The sequence below is a fragment of the Rhodococcus sp. 1168 genome, assembly GCF_002091955.1.
GTDB lineage: Bacteria > Actinomycetota > Actinomycetes > Mycobacteriales > Mycobacteriaceae > Rhodococcoides.
On record NZ_MKKY01000072.1, the window covers coordinates 378,145 to 397,014 of the forward strand.

General features: G+C 62.2%; 16 protein-coding genes and 1 riboswitch. Of the genes, 13 read left to right on the forward strand and 3 right to left on the reverse strand.

What is annotated here, in order from left to right; genetic code table 11:
- Nucleotides 1-61 precede the first annotated feature (61 nt).
- Together BJI47_RS15915 and BJI47_RS15920 are read left to right on the forward strand one after the other, a co-directional pair.
- Entirely contained in the window at nucleotides 62-898 is an 837-nt protein-coding gene (locus tag BJI47_RS15915) for a GNAT family N-acetyltransferase (RefSeq protein WP_088944575.1), read from the forward strand.
- A gap of 51 nt (nucleotides 899-949) precedes the next feature.
- The gene (locus tag BJI47_RS15920) at nucleotides 950-2,761 is read left to right on the forward strand and encodes a penicillin-binding transpeptidase domain-containing protein (protein WP_088944576.1); all 1,812 of its coding nucleotides are present in this window, start codon (nucleotides 950-952) and stop codon (nucleotides 2,759-2,761) included.
- On the opposite strand, the gene BJI47_RS15925 is transcribed toward BJI47_RS15920, so the two are convergent.
- Nucleotides 2,758-3,627, reverse strand: a complete 870-nt coding sequence (locus BJI47_RS15925; RefSeq protein WP_088944577.1) for a LuxR C-terminal-related transcriptional regulator — start codon at nucleotides 3,625-3,627, stop codon at nucleotides 2,758-2,760. The two genes, BJI47_RS15920 and BJI47_RS15925, sit on opposite strands and share 4 nt — an antisense overlap.
- Nucleotides 3,628-3,769: 142 nt before the next feature.
- Here BJI47_RS15925 and map point away from each other — a divergent pair, with 142 nt between their 5' ends.
- From map to BJI47_RS15940, 3 genes are all read left to right on the forward strand, one after another.
- Entirely contained in the window at nucleotides 3,770-4,645 is an 876-nt protein-coding gene (gene map / locus BJI47_RS15930; protein WP_088944578.1) for a type I methionyl aminopeptidase, read from the forward strand.
- 124 nt (nucleotides 4,646-4,769) lie between these two features.
- Nucleotides 4,770-6,290: a cobyric acid synthase gene (locus BJI47_RS15935; RefSeq protein WP_088944693.1), complete on the forward strand. Its 1,521-nt coding sequence runs from the start codon at nucleotides 4,770-4,772 to the stop codon at nucleotides 6,288-6,290.
- 123 nt (nucleotides 6,291-6,413) lie between these two features.
- The gene (locus BJI47_RS15940) at nucleotides 6,414-6,980 is read left to right on the forward strand and encodes an alpha/beta fold hydrolase (RefSeq protein WP_088944694.1); all 567 of its coding nucleotides are present in this window, start codon (nucleotides 6,414-6,416) and stop codon (nucleotides 6,978-6,980) included.
- 12 nt (nucleotides 6,981-6,992) lie between these two features.
- On the opposite strand, the gene mtr is transcribed toward BJI47_RS15940, so the two are convergent.
- Complete coding sequence (gene mtr / locus BJI47_RS15945; RefSeq protein ID WP_254900625.1) at nucleotides 6,993-8,390, reverse strand: mycothione reductase; 1,398 nt, start codon at nucleotides 8,388-8,390, stop codon at nucleotides 6,993-6,995.
- Nucleotides 8,387-9,427, reverse strand: coding sequence for an alpha/beta hydrolase (locus tag BJI47_RS15950; RefSeq protein ID WP_088944579.1), 1,041 nt, complete (start codon nucleotides 9,425-9,427; stop codon nucleotides 8,387-8,389). Before BJI47_RS15950 ends, mtr begins: the two co-directional genes overlap by 4 nt.
- Before the next feature lie 162 nt (nucleotides 9,428-9,589).
- Here BJI47_RS15950 and mqo point away from each other — a divergent pair, with 162 nt between their 5' ends.
- From mqo to BJI47_RS15990, 8 genes are all read left to right on the forward strand, one after another.
- Nucleotides 9,590-11,125, forward strand: a complete 1,536-nt coding sequence (mqo, locus tag BJI47_RS15955) for a malate dehydrogenase (quinone) (RefSeq protein WP_088944580.1) — start codon at nucleotides 9,590-9,592, stop codon at nucleotides 11,123-11,125.
- Nucleotides 11,126-11,138: 13 nt separating this feature from the next.
- Nucleotides 11,139-11,642 carry a GNAT family N-acetyltransferase gene (locus tag BJI47_RS15960; RefSeq protein ID WP_176224889.1) on the forward strand — a complete coding sequence of 168 codons (504 nt, stop codon included), beginning with the start codon at nucleotides 11,139-11,141 and terminating at the stop codon, nucleotides 11,640-11,642.
- Nucleotides 11,624-11,771: riboswitch (cobalamin riboswitch) on the forward strand. (Overlaps the previous gene by 19 nt.)
- A 64-nt stretch (nucleotides 11,772-11,835) precedes the next feature.
- The gene (locus BJI47_RS15965) at nucleotides 11,836-13,785 is read left to right on the forward strand and encodes a magnesium chelatase subunit D family protein (RefSeq protein ID WP_088944581.1); all 1,950 of its coding nucleotides are present in this window, start codon (nucleotides 11,836-11,838) and stop codon (nucleotides 13,783-13,785) included.
- Nucleotides 13,786-13,796: 11 nt separating this feature from the next.
- The gene (gene cobO / locus BJI47_RS15970; protein WP_088944582.1) at nucleotides 13,797-14,417 is read left to right on the forward strand and encodes a cob(I)yrinic acid a,c-diamide adenosyltransferase; all 621 of its coding nucleotides are present in this window, start codon (nucleotides 13,797-13,799) and stop codon (nucleotides 14,415-14,417) included.
- A complete protein-coding gene (locus BJI47_RS15975; protein WP_176224890.1) occupies nucleotides 14,411-15,817 on the forward strand; it encodes a cobyrinate a,c-diamide synthase in 1,407 nt (468 codons plus the stop codon). The genes cobO and BJI47_RS15975 overlap by 7 nt, the downstream gene beginning before the upstream one ends.
- Entirely contained in the window at nucleotides 15,810-16,211 is a 402-nt protein-coding gene (locus BJI47_RS15980; protein ID WP_176224891.1) for a cobalamin biosynthesis protein, read from the forward strand. Before BJI47_RS15975 ends, BJI47_RS15980 begins: the two co-directional genes overlap by 8 nt.
- A 40-nt stretch (nucleotides 16,212-16,251) precedes the next feature.
- Nucleotides 16,252-17,118, forward strand: coding sequence for an LLM class F420-dependent oxidoreductase (locus BJI47_RS15985; protein WP_088944584.1), 867 nt, complete (start codon nucleotides 16,252-16,254; stop codon nucleotides 17,116-17,118).
- Between the two features lie 80 nt (nucleotides 17,119-17,198).
- On the forward strand, nucleotides 17,199-18,866 hold the full coding sequence (locus BJI47_RS15990; RefSeq protein WP_088944585.1) for an alkaline phosphatase D family protein: 1,668 nt from the start codon (nucleotides 17,199-17,201) through the stop codon (nucleotides 18,864-18,866).
- Nucleotides 18,867-18,870: the final 4 nt, after the last annotated feature.

Sequence of the window (18,870 nt, forward strand, 5' to 3'; positions counted from 1 at the left end):
TAAGTCTGGCAATCTGGACTTCAATGTCAGTGGATGTGTTGGTGTCGAGGAGGTGGCGTAAGTGCTCAAGCTCTTGGGTGCGAAGCCGCTGAGCGGGAAGGACACGGCGCATGTTCTCCGTGTCCTCGACGCCGACCCGGTTGCCTCGTGCATGATCGCGGCTCGAGTGCAAGATTCGGGACTCGACCCGCGATCGTTCCACGGCGAGATGTGGAGCCGAGGTGGCCCGGACGAATCCTTGTGCTTCTACGGTGCCAACCTCGTTCCCCTCCTGGGTTCGGTCGACGATCTCCGCTCGTTCGCCGACCGCGCTTGTCGTGGTCCACGGATGTGTTCTTCGCTTGTCGGCCGCGCCGAACTGACGTTGCCGTTGTGGGACATGCTCGAACCCGATTGGGGTGCGCCGCGCGAGTTGCGCAGCGAGCAACCACTGTTGGCGACATCGACGTATTCGGTATTTCCTCCCGATCCTTTGGTTAGACTCGTGCACGCCGACGAGCTCGACGTCTACCTCAGTGCCGCCGTAGCCATGTTCATCGAGGAAGTCGGTGTCGATCCACAGGCAAACGACGGTGGTAGGGGTTATCGCCGTCGGATCGCCAGTCTCATCGCCGCTGGCAGAGCATGGGCGCGATTCGAGGACGGAGAAGTCATCTACAAGGCCGAAGTCGGATCGCAGTCCGCATCGGTCGGCCAGATTCAAGGTGTGTGGGTTCACCCGCTCTACCGTGGGCAGGGTCTCGGATCAGCGGGGACAGCTACCGTCGTCGACTCGGTGGTGCGCAGCGGTCGTATCGCCAGCCTGTACGTCAACAGCTTCAATTGGCCCGCGCGCCGCGCGTACAGCCGTATCGGCCTCGAGCAGGTCGCCACGTTCACCACAGTCCTTCTGGACTAGACCGCGATTCGCTGCGCTCGCGCGCGCTCTCGCCGAACTACGATGAGCGCGATGAGGTTCTCGGATAAGCGGCGCGTTCGACGACCCGCGGTGGCAGCGCTGGTGTGTGTCTTCGTCGTCGGCACTGCAGTCGCGTGTACCCCCGCCCCGGATGGTCCCGAACCTGCAGCTCAGGAATTTCTCTCGGCCTTTGCCTCGAACGACATCGAGGCAGCCTCGGCGAAGACCGATATTCCCGAATCGGCGGCAGCAGCGCTGGCCGACACCTGGCAGAACCTGCAAGCGGAATCCATGGACGCCCGAACAACGTCGGTGCGCGTCGATGGTGACACTGCGCTGGTCGGCTACACCTATGAATGGCGCCTTCCCAAGGGCCGAGTCTGGTCCTACGACGGAGAACTGCAAATGGGCCGTGCCGACGGCAATTGGGGAGTGCGGTGGACGTCGACCGATATTCACCCTGGTCTCGGTGACACACAGACCATGGAATTGCGCTCGACGTCGCCGCCGCGGGCACGCGTCAACGAGCGGTCAGGTTCGGACGTCCTGGTGCCCGGTGTGGTGCACCGCGTCAAGGTCAACGCTGAAGAATCCGGCAACATCGTCTCGTCTGCGACCGGACTGGCATCCATTCTCGCGCCGTTCGATTCGAATATCTCGGCGCAGAGCATCGTCGAGTCGGCGACGTCGACCAAGGGCGACTATCCAGTTGCCCTGCTCCGCGCCGAGGACTACGAGACCGTCGCGGGGTCGTTGGCAGCACTGTCAGGCGTGACCGTGTCCGGCGAGTCCGATCTGCTCACGACCGATCCGACGTTCGCCCCCGATTTGATTTCTCAGGTGAAGAAGACCGTCATCGACGAGGTCGACGGCAAGGCCGGGTGGAGCGTGGTAACGGTGAACCGGAACGGGGTCGACGTCGATGTACTGACCGATACGCCCTCGCAGCCTGCGCCCTCGGTGTCCATCAGCCTCGATCGCAACATTCAGGTGGCGGCACAGAATGCGGTGAACGCGCGGATCGAACAAGCCATGATGGTGGTTATCCAGCCGTCCACTGGGGCGATTCTCGCAGTTGCCCAGAACAAGGAAGCCGATCGCGACGGTCCTGTTGCCTCTGCCGGGTTGTATCCGCCCGGGTCTACCTTCAAAATCATCACAGCGGGCGCAGCCATATCGTCGGGACTCGCGACGCCGGACACGACGGTGCCGTGTCCTGGGCGCATTGTGATCGGTGAACGCAGCATCCCGAACTACAACGAATTCTCGCTCGGGAACGTATCGATGGGAACCGCGTTCACTCGCTCCTGCAATACGTCCTTCGCCAAGCTCGCCAGCGAAATGGAACCTGACGCGCTCACCGTGGCAGCCTCACAGTTCGGGGTCGGTCCGGACTACGACGTCGTGGGATTGCCCACTGATTCGGGGTCGGTGCCACCAGCCGAGGAATTGGTCCAGCGAACAGAGGACGGATTCGGTCAGGGCAAGGTCGTGGTCTCGACGTTCGGAATGGCGCTTGCTGCTGCCACCGTGGCACACGGATCGACACCGGAACCGAATCTGATCTTGGGACGCGAAACTCGGATCGAGGGTGACCATCCGCCGATCTCGCCGCTGATGGTCGACGGGCTTCGAGGGATGATGCGCTCGGTCGTCACCAGTGGTACCGCCGAGCGGATCGCCGATCAGGGCGAGGTGTACGGCAAAACGGGTGAGGCCGAGGTCGAGGGCGGTTCGCACGCGTGGTTCGTCGGCTACCGCGGCGACCTGGCATTTGCGACGCTCGTCGTTCGTGGCGGAAGCTCCGATAACGCGGTAGCGGTCACCAGGGAAATGTTCGAGCAGTTGCCGGCGGACTACTAGGGCAGTAGCCCGCGACGCCGCGCGGTGACCACTGCCTCGTGTCTCGTCTTGGCGCCAGTCTTGTTCATGGCGGTGCGAAGGTACGACTTGACTGTTTCCTGACCCAGCGACAATCGCTGCGCTGCCTGGGCATTGGTGCATCCGAGGGCGATCTGAGCCAGGACGTCGATTTCGCGAACCGAGAGTCGGACCTCGGTGTCGGGCTTTCGGTCCGCCGATCGAAGAGATGCCGACATTCGGTCCGACAGCATTCTCAGCTCGGAACGCGTGGAGACATCGGACGTCGTGCTCGCGAGCGTCCTCAGTTCCGCATAGATATCGCGCAGCTCCGCGGTGGCTGCCGAGTGCCCGGTGACGCCGGCTTCGGCGGCGGCGCTGGAATCGAGCAACCTGAGGCGCATGTCCACCTCGTCTCGGATGGCGATCTCGTGACTCAGTCGTCGAGATGCCTTCACCATCATCTCGGCAATTCGGTCGCCGATGGCGCCGCGCTCGCGGACAGCTGCGTACATCACTGCGCGCGAGGCGCCGGCGACGACGACAGGAACCGCGAGGATCGATCGCAGGCCCTCACCGAGAACGGGTCGGTCGTAATCATGGGTGATGTATTGCGAGCGTCCATAGTCGCTGACAGCCGCAGGTTGCTGCTGGTCGAGGACGCGGCCACCGAGGCCGGATCTACTCGGGATCAACAGTCCGTCCAGCCCCTTGGTGCGGGTGCCGTGGAATTCGCTCAGATACAAGGTGTTGCCGGCGGACACTTCACCGCCGAATACCACCGGCATGCCGGACAATGCCACGATCTGCCGTAGTTCGGCGCGAAGCGCATCACCGTCTCGCGGGCGCAGCACGTCGGTCGTCGGCATGGTCACCTCTTTCGCAGACGTCAGTTCCTTGTCCGAACTTCAGTGATTTGAATCATAGAGGGCGCATCGAGGTCCGTACATGCACGGTCGGGTCCGGGGACCGACTACGCATACACCGATGCACAGCGCATACGCTGGAGTCATGTCTGTGACCGCCGAGAGCAAGCCCCGTCAGCCACTGGTGCCAGGCGTCGTGTCGCCCACACTGCCCGTGCCGAGTTCGATCGAACGCCCCGAGTACGCCTGGAAGCCGACGGCGAACGAGGGAAACGAGCCTTGGGTTCAGACACCCGAGGTCATCGAGAAGATGCGTGTCGCCAGCAAGATCGCTGCGCGGGCACTGCAGGAGGCGGGCAAGGCGGTAGCGCCCGGGGTCACGACCGACGAACTCGACCGGATCGCTCACGAGTACATGATCGACCATGGCGCCTACCCTTCGACGTTGGGTTACAAGGGTTTTCCCAAGTCGTGCTGCACCTCTCTCAACGAGGTCATCTGCCACGGCATCCCGGACTCGACAGTGATTCAGGATGGCGACATCGTGAACATCGACGTCACGGCATACATCGATGGCGTGCACGGAGATACCAACGCGACCTTCCTCGCCGGCAACGTGTCGGAGGAGGCACGTTTGCTGGTAGAGCGCACTCACGAGGCGACGATGCGTGCCATCAAGGCAGTCAAGCCGGGACGGGCGCTCAATGTGATCGGCCGAGTCATCGAGTCGTATGCGCACCGTTTCGGATACGGCGTTGTCGAGGACTTCACCGGCCACGGCATCGGCACCACGTTCCACAGCGGGCTCGTCGTTCTGCACTACGACCAGCCGTCGGTCGAGACGATCATCGAGCCAGGGATGACCTTCACCATCGAGCCGATGATCAACCTCGGCGGAATCAACGCCGAGATGTGGGACGACGGCTGGACGGTGGTCACCCACGACCGGAAGTGGACTGCGCAGTTCGAGCACACCCTCGTGGTCACCGAGACCGGTAGTGAGATCCTCACGTTGCCGTGAGTGGAGCTTGCGGAATGAACCGATGGCCGTGAGTGGAGCTTGCGGAATGAACCGATGGCCGTGAGTGGAGCTTGCGGAATGAACCGATGGCCGTGGGTGGAGCTTGCGGAATGAACCGACTGTGGTGAGTGGAGCGGGGCGCGGCGGCGCGTTGCTGGTGGCCGGGACGACGTCGGATGCGGGTAAGAGTGTTCTGGTGGCCGGTCTGTGTCGTTTGTTGGCACGCAGAGGGATGTCGGTTGCGCCGTTCAAGGCCCAGAACATGTCGAACAATTCGGTGGTGACGCTGGACGGCGGCGAGATCGGGCGGGCGCAGGCGTTTCAGGCGCGTGCCTGTGGTCTGGAGCCGAGTGTGCGGTTCAATCCGGTGTTGCTGAAGCCGGGGAGCGATCGGACGTCGCAGTTGGTGGTTCGGGGTCGCGCTGTCGCGAATGTATCGGCATCGAGTTACGTCGAGCATCGTCAGTCACTTCGTGCTGTCGTCGCTGCCGAGTTGGATTCGCTGCGCAAGGATTTCGATTTTGTGATCTGTGAGGGGGCTGGATCCCCGGCGGAAATCAATCTACGTGAGACGGATCTCGCGAATATGGGGTTGGCCACGGCAGCACGGCTTCCGGTCATCGTGGTGGGGGATATCGACCGTGGGGGAGTGTTGGCCCACCTCTACGGCACGGTGGCGATACTCGACGAGGCTGATCAGGCACTGATCGCAGGCTTCGTGATCAACAAGTTTCGCGGCGATCCGTCGTTGCTGGCTCCTGGACTCGTCCAGCTCGAAACTTTGACGGGTAGGCCCACTTATGGGGTCGTTCCGTACGCCGACGGTCTTTGGATGGATGCCGAGGACTCGCTCGGTGTCGTCGCGGACGCTCCGGTGGGTAGGCCACGTCCGCCGGTGGGGTCGCAGTGGTTGCGTGTCGCTGCGGTGCGGCTACCTCGGATTTCCAACACGACCGACGTCGAGGCACTGGCGTGCGAGCCGGGGGTTTCGGTCAACTGGGTGACCGAGCCGTCCCGGTTGACCGACGCCGATCTGGTCATCGTTCCCGGCAGTAAAGCGACACTCTCGGATTTGCATTGGTTGCGGAAAACTGGTCTGGCCGAGGCCATTCGCGACCGGGTGGAGGACGGACGCCCGGTTCTCGGGATTTGCGGCGGGTATCAGATGCTCGGTCGAACGATTACGGACGGAATCGAATCCGCGGATGTTCGGGCTTCGGGACTTGGATTGCTCGATCTCGATATCGAGTTCGAGGCCGACAAGGTTCTTGCGGGTGTGGACGGGGAATCGCCGTTTTTCGGCGTCGGTGACGTCACGGGTTACGAGATTCATCACGGACGCGTCGTGCACAGCGGCGATACGCCACTGTTTCGATATCACGATGGTCGAGCGGAGGGGAGTGTGCGGGAGGCAGTCATGGGTACCCATTGGCACGGTGTGCTCGAATCCGATTGTTTCCGTAGAGAATTCCTCCGATGGGTGGCCGCTCGTGCTGGACGAAATGACTTTGTCGTAGCACCGGACACCTCGGTGGCTGGGTTGCGTCAGGAGCAACTCGACCTCTTGGCGGATTTGGTCGAGGACAACGTCGACGTCGACGCCGTCCTGGCAGTGATCGAACGCGGTGTCGACGCGAAGTTATAGTTGGGGACCTGTGAGAATCGAGTCAGTGACGAGATATGTCTACCGTTGGGCTTCGGCGACACGAGCCCACTGCCTCGATGGTTGCGAATGTCTCCGATCGGGCGTGCAGTAGCGTCCTATCCCATGGAGTACAAGCAGGTATCGACGGGCGGCGTGACTCGCACGGTGCGTATCGCCGGACCGGAATCCAGGCATGTCGTGCTGTTGCTTCCGGGTCTGGGGGATAGCCCCGACGTATTCGACGGCGTATCCGAGCGGTTGCATAATTCGGACCTGAAAACCGTTGCAGTGGAAGATGTGCGAGGACTCGACGGCGATGCCATGGTGGCAATCCTCGACGAATTGTCGTTGCCCTGGGTGCACCTCGTCGGCAGTCGTGAGGGCGCTGAACTGGCGTGGACGCTGGCGGCCCGAACGTTCGGCCGATTCGCGAGCCTTGTCGCGTGCGACCGCGGTCACCCGGCCGTCGCCGACCAGGACGGGGTTATCCGCGCTTCGGACTGCTCGCCCGTCGAACTGCCGACCACGATCGTGATCGGCAGTTCGCTGCAACGTGCGAGTGCGGACGGCAGCGGGAGGTTGGTCTATTCGGACTTCCGCGTCGTTCAGCTCGACGGTGTGGGCAACATCCCGAGCGATGCAGCAGCCGAACTTGCTACCGAAGTCGTGCTCCGCACCAACCCTTGGTGATGCGGAGCCCTCTCAGACGTCGAGACCGAGCAGTGCGTTCTCGACCACTTCGGGCAGGCCGGGGTGAATCCAGTACTGCCCGCGAGCCATGTCGAGGGCGGAGGTTCCGAAACTTATTGCTTGGATGAGCGGCTGTATGACCGTCGATGCCTGAGCGCCGATGACGTGGGCTCCTACTATGCGACCAGTCTTCTTTTCCGCAATGATTTTGCAGAAACCGTCTTGGTCCTCCATCGCCCAGCCGTACGCGACGTCGCCGTAGTTCTCGATCTTGACCGTGATGTCCAGGCCTGCGCTGCGCGCCTGGGCTTCGGTCAGTCCGACCTCGGCGATTTGGGGATGGGTGAACACGGCCGCCGGCACGAAGCGGTGATCGTACTTCCGAAGGTTCGTCGTATCCTGCCAAGCGTTGTTCGACAAATTGTGCTGCACTACTCGTGCTTCGTGGTTGGCAACGTGCTTGAGTTGGAACGGAGAAGACACATCACCGAGTGCGAAAACGCCCTCGGCGGTCGTGCGACCGTATGCGTCGACTCGAATTCGACCTTCCCCGTCGAGTTCGATTCCACCCTTGTCGGCGCCGAGGCGATCGCCATTGGGTGTGCGTCCGACAGCGACGAGGAGTGCGTCACCGAGAATCCGGGTGCCGTCGCCGAGTTCGAGACCGACGCTCGTGCCCTCGGAGATCGCCTTCGCATCACGGCAATCGAGGTGGACGTTCCAGTTCTTTTGTGCAAGTTCGGTGAAGCGAGCCGATATGTCAGCGTCGAGACCGCGAAGCAGTGTGTCCTTGCGGGCGACGATCGAAATTTTCGATCCGAGCGCGCCGAACACATGAGCAAATTCTGCCGCGATGAAGCCGGAACCAAGGATCACGAGATGCTCGGGTAATTCGGGCAGTCGCATGACGTCGTCATTCGTATGAAACGGAACACCGCTGTCGAGTATCTGTCGAGGTATCACCGGCCTGGATCCGGCTGCAATGACGACCTGGTCGGCGGTGATTATCTCGCCGGCACCGGTGTCGATGGTCCGGGGACCGACGAACGACGCGTGGCTCGAAAAAAGGGTGACGTTGGGGCTGCCGCTTTCGCGGTAGTGCTTACCGCCCGCCGAAATGGGGTCGATGCGACCGAATACCCGGCTCACGATGTCGGACCAGCGGACTTGCTCGATCGAAGAGTCGATGCCGTAGCGCGCCGATTCGCGGATCGTCTGTGCGACCTCGGCTGCGTAGACGAACATCTTCGTAGGAATGCAACCGACGTTGAGGCAGGTGCCTCCGAACGGTGAATGCTCTTCGAAAATTGCCACCGTCTTGTCCGAGAACTGCTCGTTGACGATGGAATTGCCCGAACCCGACCCGATGATCGCGATGTCGAAATGACGACCGATTGCCTGACTGCTCACGAAATGGTTCCTAGTTCGTTGTGGTTTCGTCCGGAATCTCGTTCGATGTGCTCACTTCGATGTAACCACTCGAGCCATTCGTCGACCTCGTCGAACGCCCGTGCCCGCGGTACGTCCTGTGAAAGAAAGACGTCGTGGCGGGCGCCCTCGATGGGTACGATCGTCGTACGATCGCCCAGACAGCCCGCCCAGCGAGCGATTTGACGAACATCCAGCACCGCATCGGCAGCATCGATCGCGGAACTGTACTTGCGGGAGAAGTGCGTCACTTTCGACCGCAGAATCAGCGATGGAATTCCGATGTCGAGACCTCGATGCAGCTTTGCATGCCCGTGTCGGATCGCGCGGATCCAGCCGAACGTGATGGGGAAGCCGGACAACGGCTTCCATTCGAGATTGTAGTCCCACTCGCCGTGCTCGGAGGCAGCAAGAGAGAGGCCATAGGTGTCCAGGCCCATGCCGGGCAAAGCAGTCTTTGCCTTGACCTTGCCTATGACGCCGATTGCGGTGGTGCCGACGGTACGAACCGCTGCGGGGCCCTGCAGGTCGAACCAAGGACTGTTCAGGATGACACCGTCGATGCCGAGGCCGGTAGTGCCGCCATCCTGACGGTTCAGACGATCGAGCCACAACGGAAGAATCAGCCCGCCGGTCGAGTGAGCGATCAGCAACACCGACTTACCGCTCGGCTCCCTGCGTACCAGCGAGAGCGCTTCGTTCAACTCCTCGTCGTAGAACGCCAGATCCGTCACGAAGTGCGGTGTCTGGCCTTCACGCAGAGATCTTCCACACTTACGCAGGTCCAGTGCATAGAACGCATAGCCTTTGGCTGCGAAGTGTTCGGCCAGGTGCTGTTGGAAGAAGTAGTCGGTGAAGCCATGAACGTAGATCACCGCTCGATCGAAGGACGGTGCAGCTGCTGGCTGGTACCGAACGAGAGTCGCTTCGACCTGGCCTTCACCGTCCGGATCTGCACCGAGGGGAATGGTCGTCTGCTCGTAGCCGTCGCCGAGGACATCGGGTACCCAGGTAGTCACAAATCACAACTGTAGTAGCAGGTGCAAAGTGCACTTCGGGAGCACAATCGAAGAAGTGCTTGAAAGCGCTTCGAGTCGGGTATCTACGTGCGGGTAATGTAGCCGCCACCTGAGCAGAGTTTCCTCACGCGAGTACTCACGAACAAGGAAGTCGAATCTCCAGTGTCAAATGAACAGCGCTCCAATCAAGAGCAGGTCAAGCGAGTGAAAACCGATGTGGTCCTCGTCGGCGCCGGAATCATGAGCGCAACTCTCGGGGCACTGCTTCGACAGTTGGAGCCCGATTGGTCGATCGATGTGTACGAGCGACTCGATGCCGCTGCCGCCGAAAGCAGTGACGCATGGAACAACGCCGGTACCGGCCACTCCGCGCTGTGTGAGCTCAATTACACACCGCAGAACAAGGACGGTTCCGTCGACATCACCAAGGCTCTCAGTGTCAACGAGCAGTTTCAGGTCTCCCGACAGTTCTGGGCGCACAGCCTGGAAGCGGGCATGCTGAGCGACGCGAAGAACTTCATCAATCCGATCCCACACGTGAGCTTCGTTCATGGTGAGGACAACACCAAGTACCTGAAGGCTCGATACGACGCTCTGGCTTCGAATCCGCTGTTCGAAGGTATGGAGTACATCGACAGTCCGGACGAGTTCACGCGTCGACTTCCGCTCATGGGTGCGGGCCGCGACTTCTCCGATCCCGTCGCTCTCAACTGGAGCGACAACGGAACAGACGTCGACTTCGGTGCGCTGACCCGCCAGCTTCTGAACTATATTTCCGGGGCCGGCGCCACCGTGCACTTCGGAAACGACGTGCGCAACATCTCGAAGCAATCGGACGGAACGTGGGACGTGAAGGTGGCAAACCTTCGCACTGGTTCCAAGAAGACGGTCAACGCCAAGTTCGTGTTCGTCGGCGCGGGTGGCGGTGCTCTGCATCTGCTCCAGAAGTCGGGCATCAGCGAGATCAAGGGCTTCGGAGGGTTCCCGGTCAGCGGTGAGTGGCTGCGCTGCACCAACCCCGAGCTCATCGAGCAGCACTCGGCCAAGGTGTACGGCAAGGCGTCGGTCGGTGCGCCCCCGATGTCGGTGCCTCACCTCGACACTCGTGTCATCGGGGGAAAGCCCGGTTTGCTCTTCGGTCCGTACGCAGGATGGTCGCCGAAGTTCCTCAAGGAAGGAAAGCTGACCGATCTTCCTTCGTCGGTCAAGCCGGGAAACTTGATGTCGATGCTCGGCGTGGGCGTAACCGAGCTCGGACTCGTGAAATATTTGCTGAGCGAGCTGTCGCAGTCGCAGGCCGATCGCGTGGAGACGCTTCGCGAATTCGCACCCAAGGTTCTCGACAAGGACTGGGAGATCGTCACCGCCGGGCAGCGAGTCCAGGTGATTCGAAAGAAGGGCCGTGGCGGAGTTCTCGAATTCGGCACCGCAGTGATCAACGCTGCAGACGGGACGATCGCGGGCCTGCTCGGTGCTTCGCCGGGTGCCTCCACTGCGGTACCGGCGATGCTCGACGTGTTGCAGCGTTGTTTCGGCGACCGCTACGACGCGTGGCAACCCAAGCTCAAGGAGATGGTGCCTTCGCTCGGGGTCAAATTGGCCGAGGATCGTTCACTGTTCCGCGAGATATTCGACTGGACCTCGCGCGCGCTCGAGCTGGACGAGTCTTCCCAACTCGCACAGCACACCGGCGTGTGATAGCAACAGTCGTATGACTACGCAAGCTGCTGCCCTCAAGCGCTCCTGGGCTTTGGACCTGTCCAACAACACCCTGTACGACCTGTTGAAGCTGCGTGTCGAGGTTTTCGTCGTCGAGCAGGCGTGCGCCTACCCGGAACTCGACGGTCGAGATTTGCTCACCGAGACGAGGCATTTCTGGCTCGAACGTGACGGCGAAGTGGTGTGCACACTGCGTCTGCTCGAGGAGCACGACAACGGTGAGAAGGCCTTCCGTATCGGCCGGCTGTGCACGCAGCGGTCGGCACGGGGGCAGGGGCACACCACGCGGATCCTGCGTGCTGCACTTGCCGAGGTCGGATCCTCTCCGTGTCGCATCAATGCCCAGAGCTACCTGGTGGACATGTACGCGAAACACGGCTTCCTACCCGACGGTGAGGAAGTTCTCGAAGACGGAATTCCGCACACGCCCATGCGTCGGGGCGGAGGAACCCCCTGGGGCGAGGTGTCGGGCGGCAGCAAGGTCGAACGACGGTAGGGTTCGACCAACGGAGCTGATGCGGGGAAGTCCTGTGTGATTCAGGCGCGGTCCCGCCACTGTGTACGAGTATTCCGATTGTCGGCAGCCTCGTAAGCCAGATCACCGCACAGCATCGAAATTACTTTGCCCACTTCTTCGGTGGGCATCGAAAGTCCTCGGCGCGGAAACCGAGGAATGAAGGGGATCGAAAGTGCAGCAGGCTGTTGGATCTTCAGAACCCGGTTATCCGTTCAGCGCGATAGTCGGCCAAGACCAGCTTCGATTGTCATTGATCCTGTGTGCGGTGCACCCGGGGATCGGTGGCGTCCTCGTTCGCGGCGAGAAGGGGACGGCGAAGTCCACTGTCGTACGCGCACTCGCAACGCTGCTTCCGGACATCGAGGACGATGGCGAGAGTCGACCGGCCCGACTGGTAGAGCTTCCGGTCGGCGCGACCGAGGACCGCGTGGTTGGTTCGCTCGACCTGGAGAAGGTACTGCGAGACGGCGAACGTGCATTCCAACCTGGACTGTTGGCCGCCGCCCATCGCGGAGTGCTGTACGTGGACGAGGTGAATCTTCTCCATGATCACCTGGTCGATGTTCTGCTCGACGCCGCTGCGATGGGGCGCGTCCATATCGAACGCGACGGGGTTTCACATTCGCATCCCGCGCAGTTCGTCCTCGTCGGAACCATGAATCCCGAAGAGGGGGAGCTCCGCCCACAGTTGTTGGATCGTTTCGGGCTCGCCGTAGAGGTCACTGCCTCTCGTGACGTGGACATCCGAATGGACGTCGTGCGGAGGCGTCTGAACTACGAGCGTGACCCCTTTGCTTTTGCCGCACGCTATGCCGACGAGGACGCGGACATTGCCGCACACATCGTTGCGGCGCGACTGGTACTCGATCAGGTGGAACTCGACGACACCGAACTTCGTCGAATTGCGGCATTGTGTGCGTCGTTCGACGTCGACGGGATGCGAGCGGACCTCGTAGTCGCAAGGACCGCCTCGGCGCACGCGGCTTGGCGAGGTTCGGCGAAGATCGAGGAATCGGATGTGCGGGTCGCCGCGGAATTGGCACTGCCGCATCGCCGCAGACGTGATCCGTTCGACGAGCCCGGGATCGACGAGAGTGCACTCGACGATGCCATGCGCGACGCCGCAGAACAGGCAGACTCCGCACAGGCAGACTCCCCGGATCCGGAATCCGGCCAGGAGTCCGACGAACCGACCGATCCCGAACCCACCGATCCCGATCCGACCGATCCCGGACCTACGGACTCAGGACCGGACCCGGACGGTGGCGGCACACCGACACCGAATCCACCGTCCGGCAACGGATCTCGTGACCGAGATGCCGCAGCGCCCGGATCGCAGTTTCGCGCGCGGTTGATGGAAATTCCCGGTGTCGGCGAGGGAGCGCCCGGCCGTCGCTCCCGATCGCGTGCTGCGCAGGGGCGGGTGGTGCGCCCGACCACCGAGCGTGGCAAGGGACTTCACCTCATCGGAACATTGTTCGCGGCAGCCGAGGATCAAGTCGCGCGCGGACGAACATCGGGGAAGTTCCGGCTCGAGCCCGCGGATCTGCGCGGGGCAATTCGTGAAGGTCGCGAAGGCAACCTCATCGTGTTCGTTGTCGACGCATCCGGGTCGATGGCTGCACGCGATCGGTTGTCTGCGGTGACGGGAGCCGTGCTGTCGCTACTGCGCGATGCATACCAACGGCGAGACAAGGTTGCGGTCATCACTGTTCGAGGGCGCGAGTCCGAGTTGGTTCTTCCGCCGACTTCGAGCGTCGACGTCGCTGTCACCCGCTTGCGCAGGATGAAAACCGGCGGCAAGTCTCCACTGGCGCAAGGCTTTCTGCGTGCCCGCGAGGTCGTCCTTCGAGAGAAGGTCAGAGATCCGTTGCGCCGTGCGCTCGTCGTCGCGATGACGGACGGCCGAGCGACGGGCGGTGTCGATCCGGTAGGCCGTGCACGTATCGCTGCGTCGCGTTTGGCAGCCGACGGCACTGCTTCGGTTGTCGTGGACTGCGAATCGGGCATGGTCCGTCTCGGACTGGCCGCCGATTTCGCCGGGCACTTACAAGGTGGCTACGTGCGGCTTGCCGACCTTTCCGCCGAGCACGTTGCCGCCGTCGTTCGCGCAGCGGCCTGAGAGGACGAGCAATGCCACAGGGAGTACCACTTCCGGGAACTGTTCCCGACGACGGCCTGACGACGCGTCAGCGCCGAAATCAAGCACTTCTCGCAGTTCACACCGGGCCTGGCAAGGGCAAGTCGACCGCGGCCTTCGGGATGGCACTGCGGGCGTGGAATCAAGGATTCGACGTCGGAGTGTTCCAGTTCGTGAAGAGTGCAAAATGGAAGGTCGGCGAGGAGTCCACGTTCAAACTGCTCGGCGAACTACACGAGACTCAGGGCACCGGCGGGGCCGTCGAGTGGCACAAGATGGGCGAAGGGTGGTCCTGGACGCGCAAGAAGGGTTCGGACGTCGACCACGCTGCCGCAGCTGCGGAGGGCTGGGCCGAAATCTCTCGGAGATTGAGTGAGGAGACGCACCGCTTCTACGTGTTGGACGAATTCACCTACCCACTCAAGTGGGGGTGGGTGGACATCGATGAGGTGGTCGAAGTGCTCGTGAACCGGCCGGGTAATCAACACGTCGTCGTCACCGGACGTGACGCACCGCAGGCGCTGATCGATGCCGCCGATCTCGTCACCGAAATGACCAAGGTCAAGCATCCGATGGATGCAGGCCGAAAGGGTCAGCGCGGGATCGAATGGTGAGCCGTTCCGCTCCCGCCGTCGTGATCGCTGCGCCAGCATCGGGTAGCGGAAAAACGACGGTAGCTACCGGGATGATGGCTGCTCTCCGTGCCTTGGGGGACCGGGTAGCGCCGTTCAAGGTGGGGCCGGACTATATCGATCCTGGATACCACTCTCTCGCAACGGGGTTGCCGGGCCGCAATCTCGATGCAGTGATGGTGGGGCGAGAGCGCATAGGCCCGCTGTTCCTGCATGGCAGTGCAGGATGCGACATCGCGATCGTCGAGGGGGTCATGGGGCTCTTCGACGGCAAGATCGACATGACGGGTGCCGGACAGGCTTCCGCGGAGGGGTCGACGGCAGCAGTAGCCGCGATGCTCGGCGCACCGGTCGTTCTCGTCGTCGACGCTCGCGGCCACAGTCAGAGCCTTGCCGCTCTGCTGCACGGGTTCTCGACGTTCGATCCGTCGGTCCGGATCGGTGGAGTGATATTGAATCGGGTCGGCAGCCCGAGGCACGAAGAGGTTCTGCGTCAGGCGTGTGAGCGTGTCGGTGTTCCCGTTCTCGGGTCGTTACCGCGGATGTCGGAACTGGCGGTCCCGTCGCGGCACCTGGGACTGATCACGGCACTCGAACACGGGAGCCGAGCAGGCGCCGCAGTGGACGCAATGGCAGAACTGGTGACAAGCCACGTCGACCTGGCTGCCGTCCGAGCATTGGCAAGATCGTCGGTCACCGGTACCGCCTGGGACCCGAACGAAGAAGTGAGTGAGCCGAGCAGGACGGGTGCAGTCGTCGCCGTGGCCGGCGGTCCTGCCTTCACGTTCGGTTACGCCGAGCACGTGGAACTGCTGCGCGCTGCAGGCTCGGAGGTGGTGGTGTTCGATCCCCTCACCGACGGATTGCCGGAGCGCACGGCGGGTGTCGTTCTGCCGGGCGGGTTTCCGGAGGAACATGCCGAGCAGTTGGCGTCGAACGAGCCTCTGTTGGCGGATATCCGCAGGGCCTCGGCCGCCGGATTGCCGATCCACGCAGAATGCGCCGGTTTGCTGTACCTGGCGCGATCCCTCGACGGCCACGCGATGGCCGGAGTCATCGACGCGGAAGCCCGGTTCGGATCGAAGCTCACACTCGGCTATCGCGATGCGGTCGCACTGGGTGATTCGGTGTTGTTCGAGGCGGGGACTCGGGTGACGGGCCACGAGTTTCACCGCACTGCGCTCGTCGACTTCGCTGCCGATCTCGCACCGGCATGGGGTTGGCAGAATCCGAGCGCAGCTGCCGACAAACGCGTCGTTCGGGAGGGGTTCGTTCACGGCAACGTCCATGCTTCGTATTTGCATACGCACGCGGCAGGCAGCCCGCGATCGGTTCGGAACTTCGTCGAGGCGTGTGACCGGTTCGCGCCTGTCGATGTCTGAACCTGAGTGCGCTGGATCGGACCGCGCTGAATCGATCGTCGTCGGGGTCGGCGCGACGGCAGCAGCGACGGCATCTGATATTGCGGCCGGGTTCGCTTCGGTCGCCAGGCCGAAATGGACCGTGGTCGCAGTAGCGACTCTGAATCGAAAGCATTCCGCAGTGGAGGCTTTTGCTTGTTCGCTTTCAGTGCCGATGAGCGTGTGGACGGCCGCCGAATTGGCTTCCGTCTTCGTGCCGACGCCGTCCTCACTGGTCGACGACGCCGTCGGGACCCCGAGCGTGGCAGAAGCCGCAGCAGTATTGGGGAGCGGCGGAGGCACGCTGATTCTGGGCAAGACGAAGGTGGGTCCGGTGACCATTGCGGTAGCAAGAGCAGCGTTGCCCGAGGAGTAAGAAGCCTTGTGTGCCCGACTGGAACACGTTCTAATGTTGCATGCGCTTCGGTCTCGTTCTGTTCACCTCCGATCGTGGAATAACGCCTGCGGCCGCGGCCGCAGCGGGCGAGCGATTGGGATTCGACTCGTTCTACGTACCGGAGCACACCCACATTCCCGTCAAACGTGAAGCGGCTCATCCGCAGACTGGTGACTCTTCGTTACCGGATGATCGGTATGCGCGAACTCTCGATCCGTGGGTGTCGCTGGCCGCAGCGTCGGCGGTGACGAAACGAATAGCATTGGGCACCGCCGTCGCAATACCGGTGGAGCACGACCCGATTACCCTCGCCAAAACCATTGCCTCGCTCGACCACCTCAGTGATGGCCGTGTTGTCTTGGGAGTCGGATTCGGTTGGAACGTCGACGAATTGGTCGATCATGGAGTGCCTCCTGCCAGGAGACGGACCATGCTCCGCGAATATCTGGAGGCGATGCGTGCACTGTGGTCACAGGAACAGGCGGAGTTCTCGGGTGAGTTCGTCGAATTCGGTCCGAGCTGGGCGTGGCCGAAACCTGCTGCAGGACGTCATATCCCGACGCTCGTCGGTGCTGCGGGTACGGACAAGAATTTTGCCTGGATAGTTCGATCTGCCGACGGTTGGATCACCACACCGCGCGAGCAGGACATCGAGTCGAGGGTTGTTCGACTCCAGCAGATGTGGCGCGACGGCGGTAGGGACGGTTCGCCACACATCGTCGTACTCGATTTCAAGCCCGATGCAGAGAAGCTGGCGAGATGGGAACAAATGGGCGTCAGTGAAGTGGTCTACGGAATGCCCGACAGATCCGAGCCCGAGGTGCTCGCATATCTCGAGCGTCTCGCTGTGAAATTGACCGGTCGGTTGGCCGTCGCGAGCAGCTGACAACCCCAGTGGGCCGCTGAGATGTCCATAGGGGCCGGAAGCGGTGGCGTCTGGGTCCGAGTAAGGGCACTGTAGGCACCATGAAGTCTTCTTCACTCGTACTCGGCCCACTCGTCCGTTACGTCGGCGTGGACTCGGCGACGTTCTGGTTCGAACTCGATGCGCCCGGAACGGTAGCTGTTCGCACTGCCGTCGGGGTGGTGGGAGAAGCACGTACCTGGGGCGTGTACGGCCACCACTACGCATTGGTCGCACTGACGGGTCTGCCTGCGAACACCGCGATTACCTACGATGTGACGTTCGAAGATACGAGGATCTGGCCCGAACCAGGCGCGACCGCCGCTGTTCATACCGGAGATCCTGTCGGCCCCGTGACCATTGCATTCGGATCATGCCGGCGGGGAGACAACTACGGTGAAGACTCACTCCGACGAATCGGTGCCGACGCACTCGCCGGTCTGGGCAATCGAATGTCCACCCAAGATCCCTCGGAATGGCCTCGAGCACTGCTGTTGCTCGGTGACCAGGTGTACGCAGACGAACCGTCGCCCGAAATCTTGGAAAGACTCCACGCGCGACGGCAAGGTGGGCAAGGCCCTGACAGCGCACGGGGTACCGATGCCGAGAACGAGATCTGCGACTTCGAGGAATACTCCTGGCTCTACCACGAATCCTGGGTTGTCGAGCCGGTGCGCACGCTGTTGGCCAGTGTCCCGTCGTGCATGATTCTCGATGACCACGATCTGCGCGACGACTGGAATTCGTCCGCGTCCTGGCGAGAGGACATAGAAACCCGGCCGTGGTGGAACGATCGCGTGGTCGGCGCATTCTCCTCGTACTGGGTTTACCAGCATCTGGGTAATCTCTCACCCGAAGAACTCGCTCGCGACAAGCTGTACGAGGCGGTACGAACGGCTGCCGACGACGCTGCGCGTGAACGCTTGCTCGCGGATTTCTCGCTGTTGGTCGATCGCGACCCCTCGGCCGGACGGTGGAGCTTCTACCGCGACTTCGGTGACACCCGACTGCTCATGATCGATTCTCGTTGCTCGCGCAATCTCGACCCGAACGATCGGGCGATGGTGGACGACGCCGAATGGGCCTGGGTCCGAGAGCGCGCGCTGGAAGGCTCGCACAAGCACCTACTGTTCGGATCCTCCCTACCGTTCTTGATGTTGCCCGCGTTGCATCACCTGGAACAATGGAACGAGGCTGTAGCGCAGGGGAGTTGGGGTAGGACGGCGGCCCGCGTGGCCGAGAAGCTGCGCATCGCGCTCGATCTCGAACACTGGGCAGCGTTCGGGAAGTCGTTCTCGGACATGGCAACTCTGACGCGCGAGCTGTCCAGGTCGGCGAATCCACCGGCCAGCATCCTGTGGTTGTCGGGTGACGTGCACTGTTCCTATGTAGCGCGTGCAGACTTCGGTGTCGGGGGGAAACAAGTCCCGGCCACCTACCAACTCACGATGTCGCCGTTCCGAAACCCGTTGAACCTACCGATTCGGGTGGCCAATCGTTTGGCCATCAAACGGCCCGTTGCAGCTCTGATGGAGAAGCTTGCTCGCGCCGCCCATGTGGGGCCGGACGATGTCCACTGGCAAGCCGAGGCAGGTCCGTGGTTCGCCAACGGCGTCATGTTGCTCACCACAGAGGGAGATTCTGCGCGGCTCCGCGTCGAGCATGCGCATCTCGATTCAGCCCGAAAGCAGATACTGAAGACGACTGCAAAGATCGTATTGGCGCCGTGACATA